The sequence below is a fragment of the Leptolyngbya sp. CALU 1928 genome (assembly GCF_056784215.1).
On record NZ_JBXBCE010000001.1, the window covers coordinates 19,986 to 33,089 of the forward strand.

Consider the following 13,104-nt stretch of genomic DNA (forward strand, 5'->3'; position numbering starts at 1 on the left):
CCATTATCGCTCATAATTCATGATCTAGGTGAGAGAGTCGATCGCCGCAAGAAAAATCTTCTCAAGGATCAATCCGGTTTTGCTTCCATAGCTTGCCAATGCTGCATTTCGGCGGAGATGAAGTGCTGGATCAATGCCTCGTAAAACTGAGCGATCGCCTCTGGATCTAACCCCGCTGAACTTGCCCACGCTCGTCGCTCTTGCAGCATTTGTTTCAAGCGCTCTGGAGCTTTGACGCTCTCAACATCAGTTTTGAACGGAATCGCCGCTTTGACATAGGCAAAACGTTCACCCAAAGCCACAATGATTTGCCTATCAATCCGGTCGATTTCCCTCCGAATATCTTGCATATTCGTACATTCATCAGGCTGTTTCATCGTCTCAATTATTGTTTGAGGCATGACTAGTATAACCAGCAAAAAAGCGAATGGAAAAGGTTTGGTTGCCTACCCATCCGCCTTCTTCAGAAGTTTAGCCCGTGTCTTTACCGAATTTTGAGGTTTGGCTGATAGCACACGCCGGAGCCTTCATCCGGGACAAACTGGCACTCCTTTTGAGAGCGGAAGAAGCTTTTCCAGATTGGCTGATCGGATTTGCGGTAGTAATCGCCCAAGATGGGTTTGATGGCTTCGGTCGCTGTCTTCAGGTGGTAGTGGGGCATGTTCAAGAAAATGTGATGCGCCACGTGGGTGCCAATATCGTGATGAATGGAGTTAATGAAGCCATAGTCGCGATCGATGGTAGAAAGGGCACCTTTGAGGAAATACCAATCGTCACCGCGATACCAAGGAATATCGGATTCGGTGTGGTGCAAAAAGGTGACCAAATCGAGCCAGATGACGAATACGATGTAGGGCATGACATAGTACTGCACCAAAAACAGCCAGCCAAATGTGTAGGTGAGCCAGCCTAGAAAGCCGACCATGCCTAAGATTGCTGCCGTGCTGGTCAATACATCCCATTTTTCTGAGGGGCGAAACAGCGAACTGCCGGGTAAAAAGTGGGAGCCGCCTTCACGGTCGGGCGATCGCCGAAACAAGTAAATCGGATAGGCGATGAGCGGCAAATTAAACCGGAACAGCTTTTCATACCAGGTCATTTGCTCGTAGGTGGATTGTGAAGTGGGATACCAGCTTTCGTCGGTGTCGATGTTGCCCGTGTTGGCGTGGTGGGTGCGATGACTAATCCGCCAGCCGTGATAAGGCACCAAAATTGGCGTGTGGGCAAGGTGTCCAACCAAGCTATTCAGCCATTTGATCTTAGAAAAAGAGCCGTGTCCGCAGTCGTGCCCAACGACGAACAGCGACCAGAATAAGGTGCCTTGCATCAACCAGAAAAACGGGAAGAAGAACCAGGAATCGAGGCGATAGGCGATCGCGTAGAGTCCCGCAATCATGCCAATATCTAGGAAAAAGTAAGCGAGGGATCTGCTAACGGACGGCTCGAAGCAATAAGCCGGAATCGCAGCCTTCAAGTCTTGCAACGTAAACGGTAGCTCAGGAGTCCGAGAGGTAGAGCCTTGAGCAGGCGCTGGATTGAGAACGGTATTTGATTGCACGTAGTTTCCAATATATCTGAGTTTTCAGCCCAATCTGCGTCATTCGTGAAAGGCACGCGACACAGGAGATAACCGCAGTCATTCTACTCTTTTACGACTCAAAATGTTACGGGATCGTTACGGAAATCTCACAGTGATTCTTTCGGTAGCAATTTGCCGATGGTGCGATTTTGGGGCGTGAAAGTGGCTTTGGCGACTCGCTGAATGTCGATCGCGCTAATCGCCGCAATGCGATCAGGTTCCTTAAACAGGTTGCGCCAGTCATCGGTCTTCACGTCATATTCCAATAATGCTTGCGCCATGCCCATATTGGAGTTGAGCGATCGCAGCAATCCGGCTCGTGCCTGAGTTTTGACGCGTTCCAATTCTTCAGCGGAAACCAGGTCAGTTTTCAGGCGATCGATTTCGGCTCGCAGGGATGCCGCCACTTCATCAACGGTATGTCCCGGAGCCGTGAGCGCATAGAACAGCATCAGGTTAGGGAATTTATTACCCGGAAACCCGGTAAACCCTTGAGCCGTCAAGGCGATTTGCTGCTGTTCGACCAGCGTTTTATACAGGCGAGAGGTACGTCCACTGCTGAGAATGCTGCCAATCATGTCGTAGATCACGTAGTCTGGATCGCGAAATGCTGGAGCGTGATAGCCTTCCAGATACCATGGCTGAGATTTGAGGCTGATGGTCACCTCGCGAGTTGCGGTTTGAGGCGGTTCCACAACAGTCACTTGGGGTGGCTTGGGCTGTGCCTTATAGCGTCCAAAATAGGTGGTTGCTAAGCGCTTCACTTCGGCTGGGTTGACATCTCCCACGATCGCGATCGTCAGGTTATTCGGCACATAATATTGCTCGAAAAACTGGGTAACATCTTGCCGAGTTAAGCCGCGAATGTCTTTGTCATAACCAATCACCGGGCGAAGATAGGGATGTTTTTTAAATGCTGTTCCCAAAAAAGCTTCCACCATCTGCCCAATCGGAGAGTTGTCGGTGCGGAGGCGGCGCTCTTCTAAAATAACGTTTTGTTCTTTGTAAAATTCGCGAAAGACCGGATCTAGAAACCGCTCTGATTCCAGAGACATCCACAGTTCTAGTTTGTTGGATGGGAAGCTAAACAGGTAGCGGGTGGCATCGGTGGAAGTGTTGGCATTCAGTCCTACACCGCCAGCCTGCTCGACAATGCGTCCCATTTCGTTTTGCTTGACCAGTTTGACCGCTTCCTCTTCGACCCTGGTAAACTCTGCTTTCAAGGCTAGGGCTTTTTGAGTCTCACCTTTGGCAGTCGTCGCCTGAATTTGCTCCGACAGTTGATCAAGTTTGTCTAACAAAGGCTTTTCGGCGATCGCGTCGGTCGTGCCGATTTGACTGGTGCCTTTAAAAGCGAGATGTTCTAGAAAGTGAGCAACCCCTGTTTTGCCATCGGGTTCATCTGCGCCGCCGACATCGGCATAGGTAACAAAGGAAATAACAGGTGCTTGATGCCGTTCTAACACCAAAAACTTCATGCCGTTTTCTAGCCGAAACTCGGTCACTTTTTGAATAACGCGATCGAGATAAGGCTGAATACTGACAGCCATGGAGTTTGCAGTGGGAGTTTCAGCCAGCGCGATCGCGGGTTTGGGTGCGATCCCCCAACTTAGTAAGCCCACCAGCAAGAGAATACAGCAATGACGTACTCGCTGTGGACGAGGCAACCAAGCAAAAAAAGCACAGGGCGATCGCAACAATAAACTCATAGTTACACTCAACAATGGCACTGCTTTAGAATAGCGAACTCTTTGCCTCAATGAGGTTTGGAACTGAGAGCTTATTCACACTCAAGGTCAGGCTGAGCAGTAAAAATTTTAATTTCTTCTGGTTTTCAACCTCATGCTGCGTAGAGATAGGAATCCCGTGGCTTGTCGTATTAAAGTGTACAGATCGGTGGAGTGAGGATTTTAAGGAACCATGCAAATTAGGCGATCGCAAAAGCGATGGATCTGGGCAGCTTTTGGGACTGGAATACCATTGGCCCTGTATTTTTTTAGTCAAGCGCTGGTGCTTTGCAACGAAGCTGTACTAGTCGATCTGGTGCGCCAGCAGGGTCAATATGCCCCATTTTTCTTTGTGCTGCTGTTCACCCTAGCCACCAGTTTAGGGTTTCCGGGCAATGTTATGTCTCTCGTTGGCGGGGCGGTTTTTGGGCTGGTTTGGGGCACAGTCTGGTCTTTGCTGGGAGCCACTTTTGGCGCACTGGGCGCTTTCCTACTTGCCCGATCGCTCTTGCATAGTTGGGTTACTCGCCAATTTGGACATTTAACTCTGTTACAGCGGCTCAATCAAGCGATCGCCGACCATCCTTTTACCTTAGTGTTGGCAAGCCGATTTACTCCCCTGTCGCCCTTTAGCCTGCTTAACTTTTTGTTTGGCTTAACCCCCATTGACCTGAAGACCTACACGTGGGGCACTTTTTTGGGACTCATTCCCCTCACCTTTGCCTATGCTTGGCTGGGTGTGACTGGACACACTGCCCTGAGCGGTGGCGATCGCGTTCCTGTGATATTTGCGCTCAGCTTGCTAACGGGACTGTCTCTGTTGCCTATGCTGACAAAAAAAGGGGCAGTCAGGAGCTAAGAAGGCAGGGGTTAACCATAGAAACTAACTATCAAGCTTAGGTTTTAAAGCTTAATCTTGCTGTCTTCTTCGTCTAATGGGCGCAACGGTTTGAGGAAAAGCCAGCTAACGAAGAAGAAAGAGGCGGTAAATAGTTGAGTGATGTCTAGAGCGGAAAGGTAGCCATCAGAAAAACACGCAATTGTGCGATCGGTGATGCCAAATAGCCAGGAGGAAACACCAAAAAACCAGATGCCCTGCTTAAGGTTCATCGAAAAAGGATCAAGCTTATTCGATAACTTTGGATTCATAGAGTTAGCCTCTGGTTAAGGTTGTCATACAGGAAAAACAGTTTTGTTAAGCACTTACGCTCCTTTGTGTCTATATATTAAAAAATATTTTTAATTCTTGCCATATGTCGCAAGTAATAGTACAGAAAGACACGAAAAGGCGATCGCTAGAGTCTGCTCCTAATCCAAACCAATTACAGTAGAATGTCGAAGCTATCTTGACTGTTCCTGTACGCGCATGAATTCTGTCCAGCTAAACAGTGGATTTACGCTACTCCTCAGCTTGTTGGTGGAGGCGTTCCCCTTTTTGCTGCTAGGGGTGTTGTTCTCCGGGCTGCTGCAATTTTTTGTAGATGAACGCAAGCTCGTGCAATGGATGCCCCGTGGCGCATTCTTGGGCGCTTTGTTTGGAAGCTGCGTTGGTTTTCTATTTCCGGTTTGTGAGTGTGGTAACGTGCCTGTGGCAAGGCGACTGCTGATGCAAGGAGCGCCTTCTTCGGTGGCGATTGGCTTTTTGCTGGCGGCTCCCACTATCAACCCCATTGTCTTTTGGGCAACTTGGACGGCGTTTCGCGATCAGCCAGAAATCGCCTTTTTACGAATTGGGTGTTCCTTAGTGATTGCGACTCTAATTGGTTGGGTGTTTAGCTTTCAGCGAGATTTACGTCCACTTCTACAGCCTGCGGTTGCGTTGGCAATGCCGATCAAAAGTCGTGAACCGAGAGGGGCAAAAAGTAAGTCAGCCCAGTCAACTCCACCCTTGCTACAGTCAGGAACCTATTTTTTAGGGCAGTCTAGTCAACCGATCGATTTGGCTGAGTTTGAGCAGATGGCGGCAGCGGCGATCGCAGATAAGCCCTTTGCTTACAAGCTGAATCTGATGCTCGATGCGATGCTGCAAGAGGTTCGCGAATTGGGTGGGGTGTTGATTTTGGGAAGCGCGATCGCGGCGGCAGTTCAAGTATTCATTCCAAGAGAAGCAGTGCTGGCTTTGGGTCAAGGTCCAATTAGCTCCATTGTGGCGATGATGCTGTTAGCGGCGATCGTGTCTATCTGCTCCACCGTCGATGCATTTTTTGCCTTGTCTTTTTCCGCTACTTTCACCACTGGCTCCCTACTTGCCTTCCTAGTTTTTGGTCCAATGATTGACCTGAAAGGCATCGGCTTAATGCTATCTATCTTCAAGCCTAGAGCCGTTTTCTATCTGTTTGCGCTGGCTGGTTCACTCACCTTCTTATTCGCGTTGTTCATTAATTTGTATGTGAGTTAAAACGAATGACGAATGCAGAATGGCGAGTGGCGAATGCAAGATAGGAAATAGCAGATGTTGAATGTCACCTAATCTTTAGTTTTTCTACACGGTATCCTTTGTCCTTTTCATTCCATCTTTCGCAATTCGTCCCTCGTCCTTCGTAATTCCTCTTATGGCTTTTCGGTCTCGTTTTCGTTCTTTTACTCCTTGGCTCGAAGTGCTGGCGATCGCAGCATGGGGATTGCTACTCACAAAATATTGGCTGACGGGTAAGCTTTATCTGCTAATTCACCCCAACTACATGGGATTGACGGTGGCAACGGCGATCGCTTTTTTCTCTTTGGCAGGCTGGCGCGCGATCGCACTGCTCAAACAGCGATCTCGTCGCGCCCCTTTAACGGCTGCCGAGCAGCACATGACTTTGTTGCCTAAGGGATGGAGTACAACATTGATCTTGGGAGTAGCACTGTTGGGATTGTTGATTCAGCCACGGGCATTTGCCAGCCAAACGGCAATTCAGCGAGGCGCGATCGATGCTCCAGTCACCCTGACGCGAGTGAAACCCCAAGCGTTTCGTGCTTCTTCAAACACTCAGGACAAATCTATTATTGATTGGATTAGAACACTGACGGTGTATCCTGAACCCGATGCCTACACAGGACAAAAAGCAAAAGTTCAAGGATTTGTGATTCATCCACCCAACCTACCCAATCAATATCTGCTAATTTCTCGCTTTATCATTACCTGCTGTGCTGCGGATGTATACCCCGTTGGTTTGCCTGTGAAGTTGCCCAAAACACGGGATGCTTATAAGCCGGATAGCTGGCTCGAAATTGAAGGAGAAATGACCACAGAAACCTTGGCGGGCAAACGGCAGCTTGCCTTGGTGGCTAAATCGGTTAAGCCGATCAGCGAACCCAAAAATCCTTATGACTTTTGAGCAACATCACTCTACTCGATTTCAAATTGTTGGATGGCTTCAACTAAGCGATCAATCTCTGATTCCAAAGTGAAGTAATGGACACAAACACGCACGCAGTTAGGAGTAAGAATGTTCCGCAACACAATGGCGCGGGATTCCAGAAATCGAACAAGCTGGGTATGAGATTTACCTGGTAGTTGAAAAGGGACTAATCCGGCTTGTGGAGGACTATTTTGCAGGCAAACCACGCCGGGTGTTTCGGTTAGTTTTTGCCAGAGCAATTGGCTTAAAGTCCGAATGCGTTGATAGCGATCGCGGGCAGTGCCAAACTGATGATGCATAGCGATCGCTTCCCGTAATCCTGCATACAGTGGGTATGCCGAGGTTGCCACTTCATATCGCCGCCCATCGGGTTTCCAGCCAGCAGGCATTCCAGCGGCATCATTGGTAATACTGCGCCACCCAATAAACGTGGGATGCAGAGTGTTCATCGCTTCGGGGCTGATATATAACCCGCCCAACCCTTCCGGTCCACACCACCACTTGTGTCCCGTAAACGCATAAAAATCCACTTGGGTATCGGGCAAGTTTAAGGGCAACACGCCGACCGATTGCGCTGCGTCTACCAATACACGCACCGGGCGATCGATAGAGTAGCTGTGGCAAGCGGCAACAATTTCCGCTAAGGGCAGCACTTGCCCGGTATTCCAAAGAATGTGGCTTAGCACCACAAGCCGCGTGCTGGGTCGTAAATGACTGGCAATCACAGCAACGGGATCACCGTGGTTCAAAGTCCCCTGCAATGGGCAAGTCGTCACCTCAACCCCAAAGCGACGGGCAATTTCTTGAGCGGCAGCAATAATGCCGGGATGTTCACAATCGGATAACAGCAGATGATCCCCTAATCGCCAATCGATGCCCCACAGGGCGATATTGCATCCCGCAGACACATTTTCGGTGAGGGTGATGGTTGCTGGAGTCGCCCCTAGTTCTTGGGCGATCGCCCGTCGGGTTGACTCTCCTTCATGGGTAACCCAAGCATTGGCACTATTGGAAAAAGGTCCCACTGTTTGAATTTTTTGATAAGACCGAACAATGGACTCCAGCGCAATTTGCGGCATTGCCCCCTGCCCACCGTAATTAAAATAGGATTTACTATGTAGGGCTGGAAGTCCTTGTCTTAGGGCTTCTATCGACACTGAAGAATTGGAAATGCCCGTCATAAGGTGCTGCTAGGGAAGAGCTACTGCTTATTTATGGTACAGGCAGGCAGGGAAGGAAAATGGAAGAGTCGGGAGAAATCCTAAGATTTTTTAGCACTCTCCAGCTTAGAGTGCTAAATTCAACTTAAAGAACTGTGAAGGTGACTATGGTAAAAATCATTGTTTTTAATGAAGAATCTCGGCAAGCGCTAGAGCGTGGAGTGAATGCTCTGGCAGATGCAGTGCGCGTCACCTTGGGACCCAAAGGGCGTAATGTGCTGCTAGAGAAAAAATATGGCGCACCTCAGATTGTGAATGATGGCATCACAATCGCCAAAGAAATCGAATTAGAAGACCCACTCGAAAATACGGGCGCGCGGTTGCTTCAAGAAGTGGCTTCTAAAACAAAAGATTTGGCAGGCGATGGCACCACGACGGCTACTGTACTTGCCCAAGCAATGATCCATGAAGGCTTGAAAAACGTTGCCGCTGGCACTAATCCAGTAGCGCTGCGACGTGGGATTGAAAAGGCTGTTGCCAAACTGTTGGAAGAAATTAAAGCGATCGCCAAGCCTGTTGAAGGCAAAGAAATCGCCCAAGTTGCCACCGTATCTTCGGGGAATGACGAAGAAGTGGGCGCGATGATTGCCGCTGCCATGGAAAAAGTCGGCAGAGATGGCGTAATCACGGTCGAAGAATCGAAATCTCTGGCGACCGAGATGGAAATTGTGGAAGGCATGCAGATCGATCGCGGCTACCTTTCTCCCTATTTCGTCACCGATTCAGAACGCATGATCGCTGAATATGAGAACATGCTGATTCTGCTGGTGGATAAAAAAATTAGCTCTGTCCAAGAATTGGTGCCCGTCTTAGAAAAAGTGGCGCGCGCGGGTCAGCCTTTACTGGTGATTGCTGAAGATATCGAGGGTGAAGCATTGGCTACCTTAGTAGTCAACCGACTGCGTGGCGTGCTGTCGATCGCGGCGATTAAAGCCCCTGGATTTGGCGATCGGCGTAAAGCCATGCTGCAAGATATTGCCGTACTCACTGGCGGTCAGTTAATTTCCGAAGAAATTGGCTTAAACCTCGACACCGCCACCCTGGAAATGTTGGGTACAGCCCGTAAAATCACAATTACCAAAGACACCACCACTATCGTGTCGGATGTGGCAAACTCCTCTGATATTGATAAGCGTGTGGCTCAACTGCGTCAAGAACTGGAGCGGACTGACTCCGACTACGACAAAGAAAAGACCCAAGAGCGGATTGCCAAGCTGTCCGGTGGCGTAGCCGTGATTAAAGTCGGTGCTGCAACCGAAACCGAACTCAAGGATCGCAAACTCCGAATTGAAGATGCCCTCAGCGCCACCAAAGCAGCCGTAGAAGAAGGAATTGTTCCGGGTGGTGGCGTGACCTTGATTCACCTGGCTTCTAAAATCAATGATATTAAGAGCAGCCTGACCCCAGAAGAGCAAATCGGTGCAGATATTGTCAGCAAAGCGTTAGAAGCGCCTTTACGTCAAATTGCCGATAACTCTGGAGTGGAAGGCTCGGTGATTGTGGAGAAGGTTCGTGAGATGACCTTTCCCATGGGTTACAACGCCCTGACCAATACCTTTGAAGATATGATCGCAGCGGGAATTGTTGATCCGGCAAAAGTGGTGCGATCGGCGTTACAAGATGCAGGATCGATCGCGGGTATGGTGATCACGACTGAAGCCCTGATTGTCGAAAAACCAGAGAAGAAATCCGCAGGCGGCGGCGCTCCCGATGGCGGCATGGGTGGCATGGGCGGTATGGGTGGCATGGGCGGCATGGGCGGCATGGGTGGCATGGGCGGCATGGGCATGATGTAATATCTGCACCGTCCTTAATTTGCATCGTTCATATCAAAAAACCCCAGCCATGGCTGGGGTTTTTTATTGTGGTTGGAGGGTTGACCGTAGTCGAAACCCGGCGTACTAGCACTTTAATTTCATGTAAGTGTCTGAACTAGGCTTATGGACTTACTGAGCGTAGTTAAAATCTCGATTAGAAGATCGTGACGGATCAAATCCTTCATTTCGGACGCGGCGACGCAAATCACCCGGATCAGGAGAGGCTTTCACCGCTTCATCAGGACTAATTTTGCCCAACAAAACCAAGTCGCACAATACTTGGTTCATAATCTGCATCCCATCATTTGCGCCCGTTTCCATTAACTGGAACGCTTCAGATTCATTACCCTTCACCAGGAAGTCTTGCATGGCAGCAGTATTCACCAAAATCTCGTGGGCAGCCGTTCGCCGTCCATCCGTGGTGGGAATCAACATTTGGGCAATGATCGAAACCAGTGATTCGGTGATTTGAATCCGCATCGTGGTTTGCTCATCGGGATTATAGATATTTAACAGCCGATTCAGGGTATTAATCGCGCTGCGAGTATGCAGCGTTCCTAGGACTAAGTGACCTGTTTGAGCCGCTTTCAGGGCAGTATCCACCGTAACGCGATCGCGCATTTCCCCAATCAAAATCACATCCGGGTCTTCCCGCAGCACCGCTCGCAAGCCATGTTGAAATTCCAGCGTGTGTAACCCTACTTCTCGTTGGCTGATCAAACACTTTTGAGACGCATGAACATACTCAATCGGGTCTTCGATCGTGACGATGTGGCGGCTCGTCGTTTCATTCATATAGCGCAGCATGGCAGCCAGCGTCGTCGATTTGCCTGAACCCGTCGGTCCTGTCACCAAAATTAACCCTTGAGGTTTGGTCGATAGATACTTGAGAACTTCTGGCAAGCCTAACCCATCAATTGAAGGCACATCTAAAGAGATTAACCGTAAGACGATCCCGCCTCCGGTTAGCGAATCAAAGCAGTTTATCCGGCAGCGCACCAATCCTGGATAGAAAATTGCCGTATCTAACTCTTTGGTTTGGGCAAAAAGTTCGCGCTGATGGGGATTCAATATTTCAGATAAATACTGCTCAAATAGTTGGGGCGTGACCTTTACCTGATCCCGCAGCAGCACCATCTGCCCCTGAATCCGAAATCGCGGTGGTTCTCCCACCCGAATATGAATATCTGATGCCTGACGGGCATGGGCATCGCGCACCATCTGCTCAATCGAATGGGTCGCTTTAATAGTGGCAGAAGCAGGCGGTGGAGGCGGTACGGGAGATGAACTCTCGTTCGATCGAGGGGTCATGGAACTGGTCATGGGGATCTCCCTGATATGTCACTCGTCGGGCAAGGGGCTGAAGCTGAAGCCACAATTTTAGTGCAGGCGAACCTGTGGTAAACCAGCCAAAATAGTTTGAAACACTCAAAATATTCGCAAAACTACGAATATTCTAAATTTTGATAGTCTCCATTGTATCGATTATCTCAATAGTGGCTCGACTGTTGAGGGTATATCGGTAGAAAAATCTTTAAGCCTAGGCAATGGGCTGCTCGGCAATGCTCCGAAGTCGCTGATATGGTGTAGGTTGTGAGAGATAGTATCACTATCTGGTCAGCTATGCGATCGCCCAAGAAAATTTTAGAATGGCTAGAAACCCATTGGGTCACGCCTGCCTATGGCGGTGGGCTGTTGGCTGGGCTATCTATCTTTTTCTTTGTGGCGGCAACCAACACCCTATCCGGTTGGCTCTATGTCATGAGCGGTGTGGGGTTGGCACTGTTGGCGATCGCTGCCATTTTGCCCGAACGCACTCTAAGGCAAGTGAATGTGCATCGAGCGCCGATCCATCCGGTCAGCGCGGGAGATCAGATCACCGTGGAATTGATTGTAGAAAACCAGAGCCGCCAACTCAAGACGCTGTTGCAAGTAGAAGATCTGCTGCCTGCTGCGCTGGGTAAGCCCATCATTCAATCGATCGAAGAAATTGCGCCTAATCGCGCCCATCACTGGATCTACTCCCAATTGGTGGAGCAACGCGGCATTTATCGCTGGGAAACCGTTCATCTCCGCACCGCCGCCCCCCTGGGTTTGTTTTGGTGTCGTCGTCCTCGCACTGTTAAGGCGATCGCGATCGTCTATCCAACCGTGTTGCCTTTAACTCACTGCCCATTAATTGATGAAATGGGACAGGATCAAAGCTTGCTGTTGAACAGCGATCGCCGTGCCCAAACTGCCTCCGAGGGAGTGACTCGTTCTCTGCGCCCTTACCGCTGGGGCGATCCGATTCGCATGGTACACTGGCGCACCAGTGCCCGCTATGGTGAACTGCGCGTTCGAGAACTGGAGACTTTCACAGGTGGACAGGAGCTTGTGATTTGCCTAGATAGTGCGGCTGTTTGGCTTTCTGACTCTGTTCAGGATGACTTTGAACAGGCTGTAATTGCGGCAGCTTCCTTATACTTTTACGCCTGTCGTCAAAGTCTACAGGTAAAACTATGGACGGCACGCACGGGGCTAGTTCAAGGGAATCAAGTAGTCTTAGAAACCTTGGCAGACACGCGATCGGGTGAATCCATTCAGGCAAGTAGCCGACCGACCAGTCCTTTCCTCTGGCTGACCCAAAACCCCGATAGTCTTAGCGCTTTACCCTCCGGTAGCCGCTGGCTTTTGTGGCAGGCGATCGCCCCTTTCAATCCAGCATCTCAAAATCTTGCTTTACAACGCAATCCTGGCATTCTGGTCAAACCGGATCAAGCGCTCCAAATGCAACTGCAATTACCTGCCACCCGATAAACCCGCCACCCGAATCAGAAGAAAAAATGGAAGAGATTCCTGATGAATTTTGGACTGGCGTAAACCAGTTTAACCAGCAGCAATACTACGCTTGTCATGACACATTGGAAGCGCTGTGGATGGAAGCGGATCAAGCAGACAAGGGCTTTTATCAGGGAATTTTGCAGGTTGCAGTCGGGCTTTACCATTTGAGCAATGAGAACTGGCGGGGAGCCGTCATTTTAATGGGGGAAGGTCTTAATCGCCTGTATTCCTATCTGCCCGTTTATGCTGAGATAGATGTGGAAAGTTTCGTCGGGCATACTTCTCACTTGCATAAGTGGCTACAGCAGCTAGGAGCCGAACAAGTGGCGATCGCTCTCCAGCAGCTTAACTATGGCTCTGATTCCATGGCTGCAACCTCACCTTGGACATTGCCCACCCTGCAAAAAATGATCCTAGAAAGATAACCCCTCTAATCCTGGATTGCTTTAATCAATCGACCCGGAGAATCACATTGAAGGGAATGTTCTAAAGTATGGTTAGAGTGAAAGTTTGCAGAAACTTTTCGAGACATTCAAAAGTCCCTGTGTTATGACAGGGTTGTAGTGAGTTCACCGTTTTTGGATAGTCCTTTTT

12 protein-coding genes are annotated in these 13,104 nt (G+C 49.5%); 6 read left to right on the top strand and 6 right to left on the bottom strand.

Translation table 11 applies throughout. The annotated features are described in order from the left end of the window. Positions 1 to 68 precede the first annotated feature (68 nt). From AC1S5B_RS00095 to AC1S5B_RS00105, 3 genes are all read right to left on the bottom strand, one after another. Positions 69 to 401, bottom strand: coding sequence for an isochorismate lyase (locus tag AC1S5B_RS00095; RefSeq protein WP_482033683.1), 333 nt, complete (start codon positions 399 to 401; stop codon positions 69 to 71). 83 nt (positions 402 to 484) lie between these two features. Beyond that, the gene (locus AC1S5B_RS00100; RefSeq protein WP_482033684.1) at positions 485 to 1,558 is read right to left on the bottom strand and encodes a fatty acid desaturase; all 1,074 of its coding nucleotides are present in this window, start codon (positions 1,556 to 1,558) and stop codon (positions 485 to 487) included. A 128-nt stretch (positions 1,559 to 1,686) separates the two neighbouring features. Then, positions 1,687 to 3,288 (bottom strand): M16 family metallopeptidase, encoded by a 1,602-nt coding sequence (locus tag AC1S5B_RS00105; protein WP_482033685.1) that lies wholly within the window; start codon positions 3,286 to 3,288, stop codon positions 1,687 to 1,689. 271 nt (positions 3,289 to 3,559) lie between these two features. Between AC1S5B_RS00105 and AC1S5B_RS00110 the strand changes: the two genes are divergently transcribed. Beyond that, the gene (locus tag AC1S5B_RS00110; protein WP_482033686.1) at positions 3,560 to 4,165 is read left to right on the top strand and encodes a TVP38/TMEM64 family protein; all 606 of its coding nucleotides are present in this window, start codon (positions 3,560 to 3,562) and stop codon (positions 4,163 to 4,165) included. Between the two features lie 44 nt (positions 4,166 to 4,209). On the opposite strand, the gene AC1S5B_RS00115 is transcribed toward AC1S5B_RS00110, so the two are convergent. Next, the gene (locus tag AC1S5B_RS00115; RefSeq protein ID WP_482033687.1) at positions 4,210 to 4,455 is read right to left on the bottom strand and encodes a hypothetical protein; all 246 of its coding nucleotides are present in this window, start codon (positions 4,453 to 4,455) and stop codon (positions 4,210 to 4,212) included. Positions 4,456 to 4,672: 217 nt separating this feature from the next. Between AC1S5B_RS00115 and AC1S5B_RS00120 the strand changes: the two genes are divergently transcribed. Together AC1S5B_RS00120 and AC1S5B_RS00125 are read left to right on the top strand one after the other, a co-directional pair. Beyond that, entirely contained in the window at positions 4,673 to 5,704 is a 1,032-nt protein-coding gene (locus AC1S5B_RS00120) for a permease (protein WP_482033688.1), read from the top strand. A gap of 154 nt (positions 5,705 to 5,858) precedes the next feature. Next, entirely contained in the window at positions 5,859 to 6,626 is a 768-nt protein-coding gene (locus AC1S5B_RS00125) for a TIGR03943 family putative permease subunit (protein WP_482033689.1), read from the top strand. 11 nt (positions 6,627 to 6,637) lie between these two features. Here AC1S5B_RS00125 and AC1S5B_RS00130 read toward each other — a convergent pair whose 3' ends face one another. Next, on the bottom strand, positions 6,638 to 7,831 hold the full coding sequence (locus tag AC1S5B_RS00130; RefSeq protein ID WP_482033690.1) for an aminotransferase class V-fold PLP-dependent enzyme: 1,194 nt from the start codon (positions 7,829 to 7,831) through the stop codon (positions 6,638 to 6,640). A 146-nt stretch (positions 7,832 to 7,977) separates the two neighbouring features. Between AC1S5B_RS00130 and groL the strand changes: the two genes are divergently transcribed. Further along, positions 7,978 to 9,666 (top strand): chaperonin GroEL, encoded by a 1,689-nt coding sequence (groL, locus tag AC1S5B_RS00135; protein ID WP_482033691.1) that lies wholly within the window; start codon positions 7,978 to 7,980, stop codon positions 9,664 to 9,666. 150 nt (positions 9,667 to 9,816) lie between these two features. Here groL and AC1S5B_RS00140 read toward each other — a convergent pair whose 3' ends face one another. Next, complete coding sequence (locus AC1S5B_RS00140; protein WP_482033692.1) at positions 9,817 to 11,010, bottom strand: type IV pilus twitching motility protein PilT; 1,194 nt, start codon at positions 11,008 to 11,010, stop codon at positions 9,817 to 9,819. 270 nt (positions 11,011 to 11,280) lie between these two features. On the opposite strand from AC1S5B_RS00140, the gene AC1S5B_RS00145 reads away from it, so the two are divergent. Together AC1S5B_RS00145 and AC1S5B_RS00150 are read left to right on the top strand one after the other, a co-directional pair. Continuing rightward, entirely contained in the window at positions 11,281 to 12,486 is a 1,206-nt protein-coding gene (locus AC1S5B_RS00145) for a DUF58 domain-containing protein (RefSeq protein ID WP_482033693.1), read from the top strand. Between the two features lie 26 nt (positions 12,487 to 12,512). Continuing rightward, positions 12,513 to 12,935, top strand: coding sequence for a DUF309 domain-containing protein (locus tag AC1S5B_RS00150; RefSeq protein ID WP_482033694.1), 423 nt, complete (start codon positions 12,513 to 12,515; stop codon positions 12,933 to 12,935). The last annotated feature ends 169 nt before the right edge of the window (positions 12,936 to 13,104 follow it).

Coding starts and splice junctions, on each gene's coding strand:
- AC1S5B_RS00095 (WP_482033683.1), bottom strand. CDS start 401: ATGCCTCAAACAATAATTGAGACGATGAAACAGCCTGATGAATGTACG.
- AC1S5B_RS00105 (WP_482033685.1), bottom strand. CDS start 3,288: ATGAGTTTATTGTTGCGATCGCCCTGTGCTTTTTTTGCTTGGTTGCCT.
- AC1S5B_RS00115 (WP_482033687.1), bottom strand. CDS start 4,455: ATGAATCCAAAGTTATCGAATAAGCTTGATCCTTTTTCGATGAACCTT.
- AC1S5B_RS00120 (WP_482033688.1), top strand. CDS start 4,673: ATGAATTCTGTCCAGCTAAACAGTGGATTTACGCTACTCCTCAGCTTG.
- AC1S5B_RS00125 (WP_482033689.1), top strand. CDS start 5,859: ATGGCTTTTCGGTCTCGTTTTCGTTCTTTTACTCCTTGGCTCGAAGTG.
- AC1S5B_RS00130 (WP_482033690.1), bottom strand. CDS start 7,831: ATGACGGGCATTTCCAATTCTTCAGTGTCGATAGAAGCCCTAAGACAA.
- groL (WP_482033691.1), top strand. CDS start 7,978: ATGGTAAAAATCATTGTTTTTAATGAAGAATCTCGGCAAGCGCTAGAG.
- AC1S5B_RS00140 (WP_482033692.1), bottom strand. CDS start 11,010: ATGACCAGTTCCATGACCCCTCGATCGAACGAGAGTTCATCTCCCGTA.
- AC1S5B_RS00150 (WP_482033694.1), top strand. CDS start 12,513: ATGGAAGAGATTCCTGATGAATTTTGGACTGGCGTAAACCAGTTTAAC.